Genomic DNA, 11,323 nt, shown 5'->3' with positions numbered 1-11,323 from the left:
TCATAGGGAGTCCAACCTTCTCTCAGTGTATGGTAGGGGTACTAAACACTTCGAGATTTGGGGAGGTACTCCTTTTTTCATGTCTTAAAAACTCAAGCTGCTCAAGGCATTCAATTTATGAAATTGATTCAATCTTAACAAATAAAAAAGGTGTGCCTACAATAGTAAAACAAGATAAGAGGATGAGGAGGGGGAAAGAAATAAGCCCCACCGCGAGTTGTCTTTTTGTAGTAATGACTCTTGCCTCCCCCGAAGTTAAATTATTGTCCATTCAACCTTATCTGAATACCAACGGCTGTACTATTTTTCTGCCTGATTCACATCAATGACCGTGCCAAATACAAGGCGGGGCATCATTTCCCAAATATGCTTTCGATCCGAATCCAGATCAGTTAAACCTATAATCATCGCAGAGCAAGTTGTTCCCCATTTTTGTTCACGATTGGTTCGATTCCCCTGACATCTCCCATTCTCTCGTTCTAAGGCCGCACCCATTTAGGACCCTGCCAGGTGTGGATGTAATACCACCTTTCCCCATTGGGAGATGTCCATTCCCGCGAAGCAAGGACGGTTTGCGGGCTAAACGTCAGCGTCCGGTCCGTGAAGGAAACGTCGAAATAAGGGAGATCCAGCGCGATGGAGGCAGATGTCAGCTCCAGACTGACTTGATTCGACCTCACACCAAGCTTCTCATCGTTATTCAGATCCCCAGTCAATCGAGAGGCGATAGCCTTCGCAGGATTCACCCACTTGCCGGTACCGTCATGCAAGACGAAATACCAGTCATTTTTTTTACCAAGAGCTTGAAGGGCTTGAGGCGGCTGTACCGAAGCCTCTGCTGAGTAGTAGTAGGCATCCGGTATTTTGTAATACTGAAACGGCACGGGGAGGTCAAGTCGGATATCTGCCTTTTCAACCCCTTCCACCCCGAGTCCATAAGAAGAATTAAGAAAGATCCATCTCAGACCTTGCGGCGTTTCGACCTGATACCAGATGCTCGGTCCGGCCATGCTGTACAAAGCAAACTTCCCGATCGGCTTCAGCACCTGCGGGGCTATTTTCGGTTCATTCTCCAAAGGCTTTTCGAAGGGCAGCAGGTACACGGCACTCTCCTGGGCCACAGGAATCATGCCCTCCATCGGGCTGGCTTTATATTTCTCTGCATAATGATGCGGCAGAATCCATTTCTCTCCTAACCACGAGGTTCGGATCAAAAACCATTTATCGTCCGTCCGGCAAGGTGTATACGGCTCGCATACAGGGATGGAGGCAAGCGCCTGAACCTTTTGCGGCGAGAGGGCATACGGCGATATGTTTTGAGGCGCATCATACAGAAACGTCTGCTCTTCCAGCAGCGTCAAGGTCTCCTCTTTAACGTCCAGACGGCCGTATTTGTAAGAGCCTTCCTTCAGGTTAACCCATGCCGGGCCCAGCCACGTTTGTACCTGTATCTTCACCATGGTCGGGATGCCAAACAATTTGCTGGTCTCGATCGGAGCCAGCTGCACGGTCTGCAATGCGCTTAACCTCCCGACGGCTTCGCCAGGTTGGGTGTCGCTGCTTGCATACAGCGTAAACGAATCAAGCAAGGTGACGTACGGCATGCTGTCCGGGTCCGCAAGCCCGGCCTCCGCATGGGTAGCGGGCGGTCCCGACAGGATAGCCATAGCCGAAGCCAGCAGCAAGGATAACCATTTGTTAAGCTTCATGTGAATTCCTCTCCCTTCTCTCTTGGTTAGACGCCGCTCATGTAAAAAAGTTATCATGTTTTCCACATAACTCCATCTTCCACTGGAAATAATAATATTACATTTCAAAGGGAGCTGTGCTTTATGGGAAACATCATCCTCAATGCAATAATACTGGCTGCTATGGGAACTCTGCTTCTTCGACTGGCCGGGCGCAAATCTCTTGCACAAATGACAACCCCTCAGGTTGCCATACTTTTAACCATCGGTGCTGTGTTGGGTTCCGAAGTAGGTGGCAAAGGACTACTCCCATCTATTATTGCAACAGCCACATTTATTGGTTTTTTAGTTGCAATGGAATGGATTTCATTACGCTGGAACGGTGCTGAAACTGCTGTAAAAGGCAAAGCCATCCTTATTATTTCTGACGGAAACCTGATGATTGATAATCTTAAGAAGCTTCGCATGTCTGTAGATGATCTGGAACAGAGGCTGCGGTTGGCAGGAATCTCACATTTTCAGGATGTGAAGACCGGAACGATTGAGCGTAATGGAGAGTTCGGCTATGAATGGATGCCGGAGGCTAAACCCGTTACTGTTAAGGATTTAGAAAGAATATTAGGGGAAAAGCTGGGAGCCCTAACTAATAAAAACAATATATTTACAGAAATCAAGGGTGATACGCACGAGCAGGCTATTCCCGAAATACTTCAATAACATGCATCAAGTTGAATTCAACGATCCCCTCCTAAGAATGGCCAGAAATTTCTCCTCCAAGCACCCACTTTATTCGAGAAGCAGGCTCTCTAATTTTCATTATACGTACGCAGCGTTTGCTTGCCCTGAAAGTCATAGAAGACAGGCGTCGCCGCTATTAGCTGCCGGATCCCCTGCCGGTAGTAAGGCATGAGCCGATCGGCTTCGTCAAGCCCGACCCACCTGACTTCGGCTATTTCATGCGGTCTTGAAATCAGGATGTTTTCCTGGACAGCTCTGGCCTGGAACGTTACAAAGACGACATGTTCCCCTCTATCTTCAAATAAACATTCATTCACCGCACAAATGCCCGCCAGTTCTACTTCAAGACCGGTTTCTTCTTTGGCTTCTCTTATCGCAGCGGCAGCCCACGACTCTTCCTTCTCTACCGATCCGCCGGGCAGCGACCAGCTCGAGGTATGTATATTTCTTACGACGAGCACTTTATTGTTCTCTTCATTGGTTATCAACGCATAAGCAACATCCACTCGGTACAAAGCGATCACCCTCTCAGCCGTCTCTCCACGAAAGCCTCAACTCTGCACAAACTCCCGGCAGTCTTACAGATTCCTGTGAGACCGCCGGGAGTGATGCGTACTTCGGGCTGCGGCTATTTATTTAGAAGAAAAGGGAAAGCCTTCCCCTTTCAAAAATCCTTCCAACGCGTCCAGCTCGTCCAGCCCTTCCGCTTCCTCCTCTTCCTCGATCCCGAGTACTTCCGCCATCGTAGGCAAAGCAGGGATCGCTCCGCGGCGGGTGGTTGTGATAGCACCGACCTGGTTCGCGAAAGAGAACACTTCCTTGACCGTTGCGTCATCGGACATGGCCGCTTCGATGCTCCCGGCACCGATGCCTCGGTCCGCGAGCTGATACAGCATGGCCCCAACGAAGCTGTCGCCGGCTCCAGTCGTATCGATGGCCTTTACCCGAACGCCGGGTACGAGCGTCATGGCGCTCCGCGTGACGATACAGCAGCCTTCCTCACCGCGGGTGACCACGATGACCTTCGCCCCGAGCTCCAGCAGCTGCTGAACGCCTTCGGCCGGCTCCAGGCCGGTCAGGAAGGCTGCCTCTTCCTCGCTGACCTTCACGATGTCAGCGAGTCCGATATGCGCCAGCACCTCCTGGCGCATGACCTGCTCATCCGACCACAGCGCAGGGCGCAGGTTCGGATCGTACGAGATCAATCCGCCGGCCGCCTTCACCCGGCGGGCTGCTTCCAGCGTTGCCGTACGGCACGGCTCGCTGATCAAGGACACCGAGCCGAAATGGTACACTTCGGCATCGCTCAGCCAAGCGTCGTCCAGCTCCGACGCCTCAAGCAGCATATCCGCGGCGGGGTCGCGGAAGAACAAGAAATCCCGCTCCCCGTCCTCACGGAGCGAGACAAAGGCCAGGCCCGTCTTCGCCGCATCCGTCTCGACGAGTGCTGCCTCTACGCCTGCGGCTTCCAGCGTGCTGCGCAAAAACTTGCCAAACGCGTCGCTTCCGATCTTCCCGATAAACCGGGAGGATCCCCCGAGCTTCGCGACGGCGGCCGCTACATTGGCGGGTGCGCCTCCCGCCGCCTTTTGAAAAGCAGGAACATTCTCAAGCGCCTGCCCATTGCGCTCCGGCACAAAATCAATCAATAATTCCCCCAAGCATACAATCTTCCCTGACATTTAGTTCCCCACGCTCCCTGTTGGATTCAATTGCAGTAGCCCTACGACCCAGCGGCACCAATCCAGATCGGATTCAGCCTGCCCGATAGCCCTTTTTAACAAAATATAACTGCCAAAGCCGGGATGCTCCATACGCCCTGCTTCGACCGCCTGTACCGTTTCGCTCCCCAGATCGTCCAGCATCCGGTGATACTTCTCGATTTTGCATTGATACATCCGCATCCGTTCCTCAAACAGCTGTCTGGCCTGCGCCGGCTCGATGAATCCGATACAGTAGACCTTCAACAGCATTTCATCCCGTTTGACCGGATCTCCTGTCGGCTCAGGAACCCATTCCCGCAAAGCGGCTATTCCTTCGTCGGTCAAAGAGTATACCTTTTTGTCCGGCTTGTCCTTCTGGGCGACAGGCACATATTGAACGAAGCCGCGCTTCTCCATCAAGGCCAGAAGAGGATAGATCTGGCTGTGCTTGGCCTGCCAAATCGGCTGAATGTGCTGCATTAATTCATAGCCCGAACGCGGCCCGCGCGTTAACAAGGCCAGCAAACCGTAGGAAAGAGTATTCATAAAGCCTCCATTGCCATCTTCGCTGGATTATTGACATATGAAATGAACCGTAGTACGATGGTCACGGACAAATATATGTAAATATGTACATATATACACCGCCTTTGGTTTGAAAAGAACCGTTAGGAACATCCTAACTTTATATGCTTATTCCGACTTATTCCCATTCCAGCTAAGGGAGACGAACATGATGCCTTATTTGCGTTTTAAAGGTTTTCCCAGTGCCTTTCTACACTCCATCGCTCCTCAGGTTGTCGATGAATTCGCTGCCATTGTACAAATTGCCAAAGAAAAAGTGAAGATCGAGCTCCTGCACACGGAAGCGATTACCCAAGTGCCTCTCAGTGTCGAAATTCTTATGTTCCCTCGTAAACAAGAGATTCATGATGCCGTAGCGGCGATGCTGCACCGCCTTCTGTCAGAGAGCGATTATCCGAATGTGCATCTTTTCTTTATTATACTGAGTCCTGCGCTCTACTACAAAAATGGTGAGCCCCTAACCCAAGGCCAAGCTTATCCGCCTGAAGACCCAGCCATGCAAGGCATCACCTGAATGTAATTGTATCTCAAAATGAACGCCCCGCCAAATAACAATTTCACAAAAAAACGAAAGGAGAGAACCCTTCCACGGGGCCTCTCCTTCTGTTATGCTGCACTAAAGTTGCTCTTCCCTCTTGGACATCTCCTCCCGCAGCAGCCGAACCTCCCGTTTGATCTCGCTCAGCTCAGCGACCAGCTTGGATGTATTGATCGCATAGCGAATAATAAAGATGATAACAGCTGCCCCGAACACCCAGCTTATCAATAGCATGATGAGATGGATCGGACTTAATGCCCCCATAATCTCTCCTCCTTCCGCCTCGTTGACTAAACCTACTGTTTACAATTAGACGCTGACCGGCATGGGTATGTTCCATTTATTCAATATAAATCGCGGCTTTCCCGCAAAAAAAAGGAGGCCTGGTCTATACGACTTGGCCTTCCTTCATTGAACCCCATGCCGGGTACCGGCAGTCTCTTTGTTTTATCGCTTCTGAAACCAAACGATGACCTTGAATTGATCTCCGTCAATCTCGATCCGAAGCTCGCCGCCCTGCAGCTCTACAATGCTCTTCGCTATCGCCAGCCCCAGTCCGGAGCCCTCGGTATGCCGCGATTGGTCCCCTCTTTTAAACCGCTCGAACAGCTCCTCTACCTCAAAAACGATCTCGTAGGCAGATACATTCTGCATGCGGAGCTCAATCCCGCGTTCCTGCTCTGCGATGGTGATATACACACGGGTGCCTGCCAGCGAATATTTGACTGCGTTGCTGATCAAATTCTCGAACACCCGCCATGTTTTCCTGCCGTCCAGCATTGCAGCCACATGAGGCGCGGAAGCATTGATGCGAAAGGAAAGGGAGGCTGCCTCTATTTTCTCGCTGAACTCCGCCAAAGCCTGGTGCATGAGCGCAACGATATCCACTTTATCATAGTCAAGCTCCACCGCGCCGCTCGCCATCTTGGACGCTTCGAACAAATCGTCGATCAGCACCTTCAGCCTGTCCGTCTTCCGGTCCAAAACCTCAATATATTGAAGCGTCTCCTCTCGGGTGATGCCCTCTCTCTTTAACAAATTAACGTAATTAATAATCGAAGTCAGCGGCGTCTTCAAGTCATGCGATACATTCGTAATCAGCTCGGATTTCATGCGCTCGCTTTTGGTCCGGTCCTCCAGCGCCTGCTGAAATCCGTGCCGCATCCGGTTCAACTGCAGCGCAAGCCGGGACAGCTGGCCGCCTCCTTGCTCCGGTATACTCGCTTCAAAATGACCCGCCGCCAGCTGCTCCGTTCCTTGAAGGATCCGGTTCCATGCGACAACATATTTCAGTATAAACGGAATAACCAGCAGCACGTAGAGAAGGATCGTCAAGATCGTTACAAGCGCGTACTCGTTCGACGGTCCCGAGTCCTCTATCATCATCCCGAGCAGCAAGCCCATCAGGGCGGTAAACAGGAGAAGACATACCAGCTTGAACAGCACGCTTTTGTGAGCCCAGCTTTCCCGGCCCATTCGGGAAAACGTACGGAACAGCCCCCGTTCCCACTCCTTGCGAAGCTCCTCCCGATTGCGCGGATGCAGCAGCCTGATCGCGCCGCCTGCATGAAGCAGAACCAAGCCGAGCCAGAAGGCGGTCAAGGTGAGCTGGATGATCTGGGACCCGGATGGAGGCAAGTAAAATAGCGATTGCGGCTCCACCTGAACAAGCAGGACGACTAGGACCATCAAGCCTGCGGCAGCGCGTAGTTCCAGCGGAAGCGCCCGGCACCACCATGCCCGTACCCCGGGCAGAAGCTGCTCAAGCATGCCTTGTCTGCGCAGGTAGATCCAACCCCCGGCTCCGAGCAGCAGACCGGCAGCCCCGAGCGGCAGCTCCTTGAGCAGCCGTTCCCGGATACTGAGAAAATAGGCATTGTCCGTTTGAAACTTACTCATTCCTTTGGCATCTGAGGGAATCAGCATAACGCCCTCCAGCTGACTATTGGCAAAAGAACGGCTCACCCCTTTCAAGGAAGGGGATACAGGATCAATCGAGGGAAAATCAACCTGCGCGAGCGAAGCCCGGTAGACAGGAGACGCTTGCAGCTCCTGCAGACTGCCCGGAACAGGACTCATATTCGTATAAGTCTCATATGTATTCACATTCCGGAAGTAGTACTTGATGTCATTGCTGCGAATGTCCAGACTATGCTTCAGGCCTGCATATTCCTGATCCTTGTAAGCCACCAGCTTTTGAATGTTCTGATCAAAATCCAGGTCATTCAGCTTGCGCGCCTCTGCGATTTTGCGGTCTCTCTCCTCCGTCCACAATGCGGCCGCATTCGTGTCACCCGAGCGCTGGGCTTGATCGATTTTCACGGCATAGCTCTGCATGAAACTGCTTTGTTTCTCTTTCATTGCCAGCTCTGACTTCGTCTTCAAATCGTTATATCGCTGCAACCCGATTTTCTCCTGTGGAGTTCGCTCCGAATGATGCTTCAGCGTAATATGATAGGATAAGAACAAATTGCTGAACAGCTCGATTTCATCCGCAAACGCATGGCTGCTAAAATAATAATCTTTATCGATATATTTCTTGTGCTGCCAAAGATCGACCACCGCGTATAGCGAAATCGCCCAAAGATACAATATAGCTATGCTGAGCATGGCAGCGGCGGATTTATTTCTCCATTTTGTAGCCAATGCCCCACACCACCTTCAAATATTTCGGTTCCTTCGGGTTGATCTCGATTTTCTCACGGATGCGGCGCACGTGAACCGCAACGGTATTTTCCGGGTGAAAGGCCGGATCTCCCCATACTTTTTCGTAAATTTCGTCGATCGAAAACACCCTGCCTTTGTGCTCCATCAGCAGCTCCAAAATTTTATATTCCGTTGGCGTCACCTTCACCTGCTCACCGTCTACCGTCACTGTCTTCGCTTTCTTGTTCAGCACCAGCCCCCGCACTTGAAGCTCGTCCGTGCTTGCTGCATAAGTACCCAGATTCGTATAGCGCCGCAGCTGCGACTTGACCCGTGCGATCAGCTCCAGCGGATTGAACGGCTTGGTCATGTAATCGTCCGCACCGACATTCAAGCCGACAATTTTGTCGGTGTCCTCCGTTTTGGCTGACAGCATCAGGATAGGAATATTGCTGCTCTCTCGAATTTTGAAGGTCGCCTGAATCCCGTCAAGCTTCGGCATCATGATGTCTAGAATCATCAGATGTACTTCCTTTTCCTCCAGCGTCTTTAAAGCCTCTAAGCCATTTTCCGCCTTCAGCACCGTAATTTCCTCGCTTCTCAAGTAAATTTCGATCGCCTCACGGATATCCGCATCATCGTCTACTACGAGAACATTGTATTTAGACAACCCTTTTACTCCCCTCTAACGGCGGGCACAGCCTCCGGAAGCCATGCCCTTCTCTCTACCCCACATCTTTATTGTACCAGCCCTTTTTTACAAACAGGCATATCAAATCCTTACGAATTTCTTAAGATACGTACGTCGTTGTCGTTATTTTCTTTGCGCGATTCGTATGAGCCAATTGGTCACCCTTTGCGCCGTCAGCTCCTGCTGCTGTTCAGGGCTCAAACTGGCTGGTCTGTCTCCCTTCTGCACCCCATAGCTACCGAATTGGGCATGGTTGCCTCCTTCAAGGACAGCCTGCTCCGATTGGGACGGCAGGTAGGCCTTTCCCTGCTCCAGCTTCACCCTATTCACGATACCGTCCTCCGATCCCGTTATCGTGAGTGCGGCCAGCTTCGTTTGGGTCAAGCTGCCCGCGGCATCCGTATAGGCACCGAGGAAAAAGACCCCCACAAGCCGGTCCGCATGTGCTGCTGCAAACCGTCCCGCTATCGCTCCTCCAAGCGAATGTCCCCCGATCACATAAGATACATCCGGGTGCCCGTTCATGATTTCCTCCGCGCGGTTGATGGAGCTAACAGCCAAATTCAACGGCATTTTTACAATCCAGGTCCGATAACCCTGCTTTGCCAAAAGTAAGGCCAGCGGGGCATAGCTTTCCGGCTCGACCAACCCGCCAGGGTAAAAAATAATTCCCGTCGCCTTCACCCCGGCCGGCTCAAACCGAATCCAGCGGGCATGCTCCGTCACCGTGACGCCGTTTCCGGCCTTCATGGCTTCGATCGCCGCCTGCTGCGGCTTGTATGGCTTCAAGTAGATTGCTGCAGCAACCCCAAAACCTATGAGTGCTGCGAGTAAAATACACCACATCATGCGAGCCCGTGTCCATTTCATGGAATCACGCTCCTTCGATTCGTTATCGTTTTGTTGTCCATTATAGCTCTTTTGCCCAGGGGATAAACGGCTGCTTCGAACTTCATAAGCACGAAAGCCCCCTTCCCTCATAAAGAGAGAAGGAGGCTTAATATCTTGGCACACTGCACGGCTAGGTGATCCCTAACACTTTGTTCACAGATTCAACCACCCGGTCCTTCTGAAACGGCTTGACCACAAAATCTTTAGCCCCCGCCGTAATAGCTTCCAGCACCATCGCCTTTTGTCCCATTGCCGAACACATAATAATTTTAGCGGCCGGATCGTGCTGCTTAATTTCCCTCACCGCGCCTACGCCATCCAGCTCCGGCATCGTAATGTCCATCGTGACCAGATCTGGCTTGCAGGACAGGTACGTTTGCACTGCCTCCAGTCCGTTCGTCGCTTCAGCTACGATCTCATGGCCTTCCTCGGTCAGCATCGATTTCAGCATCATCCGCATGAAAGCCGCGTCATCTACAACCATAATTTTTGCCATCTCATTCTCCCCCATTTTCCCTGTACTGTTCCCATGGTTCATTATCGCAAACCAAAATGAGGAAAATACAAGATAAGAACGAATGCAACATTAGGTTTCCTGACAATTGCTTAACAAGTAAGGCTGAGGTGAGCTCGCACAGTGACAATTTCCTGCGGCTTCGTGGCGGTATAGTAAACAAAAGAAGGATAAATAAGGAAAGGATGGACGAAACTTACGGCTCGTCTCCCACGTCTACAGGAGTAGAACGAATCGACATGGAGGGGTTGTTATTGAAAAAGTTTCTGCTCGGTCTTCTGTGCGGTACCGCTTTAACCACAGCTACCGCCGCCGCTTATAGCTCCGATACGGTTCAAGCTTACTTGTTTCCCGCCAAGTACGTGATAGATGGTCAGCCTCAATCTCTGGATAAGGATTACGCGACGTTGAATTATGAAGGCCACGCCTACGTACCTGCACGATGGGTTGCTGAAAGTCTGGGACGTCTGGTGAAGTACGATCAGGACAGCCGCACCATAGCGATCGATCAGACCAGCTTGAGTAAAAAGCTCGTATTGGACCCCGATTTCTTGTCTTACGCTGCAAAAGGACAAATCAGGGGGATCGAATTCGGCATCGATACTCCCAAAGAAACGGTGCTGAAGCAGTGGGGCGAGCCGCATAAGACAGGCACCTGGCAGGTGCCGTACAGCGCCTGGTTCGACTATTATTACTTCTTCGCCAATCCCGGTGAGCGGGTCAGCGGCATTCGAGTCGGTGGAAATTCCATCCCCTACACGGTCGATGAAGTAAAAAAAGCGTTGGGAAAGCCTCGCAATGAAGGCATTAATGATGTGGAAAACGGCTGGTACTTGTTCTACGAGGCGGGGGCCTACCAAATCTTTTTCAATGCGGACGATGAGCACGGAGCGGTTCGCTCACTCACGTTAAAATCTTCTTGAGCATGTTAACAGGCTGTGCCATAAGTCTAAAAAGCTACTTTCAATTTTGGGAGCGCCCTGACGGGCGTTTTTTGTTTAAATAAATCAACAACTAACATAGCTTTTGTTGGGATTGGTACCCGAAAACCCTACTGTAAATAGTGTTCTATGGAGTTCTTATGAACTCGCTGCAATCTGTAGAAAAGTCGTAAAACTTTGTTCAACCCCTCTTCACACTTGTTGTGAAATTAATCACATATTCATTGGTAAGATATAAGCATATAAAAATATAAAGGGTGAGGTTATGAACCATTTTAGAAAACAGGAAAGCCGGCTTATGTTACTCATGTTCTCTGTCGCTGTTGTCATGCTTCTGTCACTCATTAGAAAGCTGTTTTAATTCCAATACATCGACTACTAACTTCTA

The 11,323-nt window shown here is 50.9% G+C and carries 12 protein-coding genes; 3 read left to right on the top strand and 9 right to left on the bottom strand.

Going from position 1 to position 11,323, the window contains the following annotated elements:
• Window positions 1–479: 479 nt before the first annotated feature.
• Window positions 480–1,709 (bottom strand): hypothetical protein, encoded by a 1,230-nt coding sequence (locus tag CF651_RS31525; RefSeq protein ID WP_094018832.1) that lies wholly within the window; start codon window positions 1,707–1,709, stop codon window positions 480–482.
• A 123-nt stretch (window positions 1,710–1,832) separates the two neighbouring features.
• On the opposite strand from CF651_RS31525, the gene CF651_RS31520 reads away from it, so the two are divergent.
• A complete protein-coding gene (locus CF651_RS31520) occupies window positions 1,833–2,405 on the top strand; it encodes a DUF421 domain-containing protein (RefSeq protein WP_094018831.1) in 573 nt (190 codons plus the stop codon).
• An 89-nt stretch (window positions 2,406–2,494) separates the two neighbouring features.
• On the opposite strand, the gene CF651_RS31515 is transcribed toward CF651_RS31520, so the two are convergent.
• The 3 genes from CF651_RS31515 to CF651_RS31505 all read right to left on the bottom strand — a co-directional run bounded on the left by CF651_RS31515 (window position 2,495) and on the right by CF651_RS31505 (window position 4,675).
• On the bottom strand, window positions 2,495–2,932 hold the full coding sequence (locus CF651_RS31515) for an NUDIX hydrolase (RefSeq protein ID WP_245856232.1): 438 nt from the start codon (window positions 2,930–2,932) through the stop codon (window positions 2,495–2,497).
• Between the two features lie 126 nt (window positions 2,933–3,058).
• A complete protein-coding gene (locus CF651_RS31510; RefSeq protein ID WP_094018830.1) occupies window positions 3,059–4,108 on the bottom strand; it encodes a PfkB family carbohydrate kinase in 1,050 nt (349 codons plus the stop codon).
• Complete coding sequence (locus tag CF651_RS31505) at window positions 4,109–4,675, bottom strand: PadR family transcriptional regulator (RefSeq protein ID WP_094018829.1); 567 nt, start codon at window positions 4,673–4,675, stop codon at window positions 4,109–4,111.
• A 187-nt stretch (window positions 4,676–4,862) separates the two neighbouring features.
• Here CF651_RS31505 and CF651_RS31500 point away from each other — a divergent pair, with 187 nt between their 5' ends.
• Window positions 4,863–5,228, top strand: coding sequence for a DUF1904 family protein (locus CF651_RS31500; protein ID WP_342746638.1), 366 nt, complete (start codon window positions 4,863–4,865; stop codon window positions 5,226–5,228).
• Window positions 5,229–5,330: 102 nt separating this feature from the next.
• On the opposite strand, the gene CF651_RS31495 is transcribed toward CF651_RS31500, so the two are convergent.
• The 5 genes from CF651_RS31495 to CF651_RS31475 all read right to left on the bottom strand — a co-directional run bounded on the left by CF651_RS31495 (window position 5,331) and on the right by CF651_RS31475 (window position 9,976).
• Complete coding sequence (locus CF651_RS31495; RefSeq protein ID WP_094018827.1) at window positions 5,331–5,516, bottom strand: guided entry of tail-anchored proteins factor 1; 186 nt, start codon at window positions 5,514–5,516, stop codon at window positions 5,331–5,333.
• Between the two features lie 183 nt (window positions 5,517–5,699).
• Window positions 5,700–7,898 (bottom strand): sensor histidine kinase, encoded by a 2,199-nt coding sequence (locus tag CF651_RS31490; protein ID WP_094018826.1) that lies wholly within the window; start codon window positions 7,896–7,898, stop codon window positions 5,700–5,702.
• Window positions 7,876–8,568, bottom strand: a complete 693-nt coding sequence (locus CF651_RS31485; protein ID WP_094018825.1) for a response regulator transcription factor — start codon at window positions 8,566–8,568, stop codon at window positions 7,876–7,878. The genes CF651_RS31490 and CF651_RS31485 overlap by 23 nt, the downstream gene beginning before the upstream one ends.
• Window positions 8,569–8,712: 144 nt before the next feature.
• Window positions 8,713–9,459: an alpha/beta hydrolase gene (locus CF651_RS31480; protein WP_094018824.1), complete on the bottom strand. Its 747-nt coding sequence runs from the start codon at window positions 9,457–9,459 to the stop codon at window positions 8,713–8,715.
• A 151-nt stretch (window positions 9,460–9,610) separates the two neighbouring features.
• A complete protein-coding gene (locus CF651_RS31475; protein ID WP_094018823.1) occupies window positions 9,611–9,976 on the bottom strand; it encodes a response regulator in 366 nt (121 codons plus the stop codon).
• A 272-nt stretch (window positions 9,977–10,248) separates the two neighbouring features.
• On the opposite strand from CF651_RS31475, the gene CF651_RS31470 reads away from it, so the two are divergent.
• Window positions 10,249–10,917 (top strand): DUF4309 domain-containing protein, encoded by a 669-nt coding sequence (locus CF651_RS31470; protein ID WP_179233088.1) that lies wholly within the window; start codon window positions 10,249–10,251, stop codon window positions 10,915–10,917.
• Window positions 10,918–11,323 lie beyond the last annotated feature (406 nt).

The sequence above is a fragment of the Paenibacillus rigui genome, from assembly GCF_002234615.1.
In the GTDB taxonomy this organism is placed as follows: Bacteria; Bacillota; Bacilli; order Paenibacillales; family NBRC-103111; genus Paenibacillus_S; species Paenibacillus_S rigui.
The sequence above is the reverse complement of the archived record's forward strand: the minus strand, read 5'-3'. Positions and strand labels throughout refer to the sequence as shown.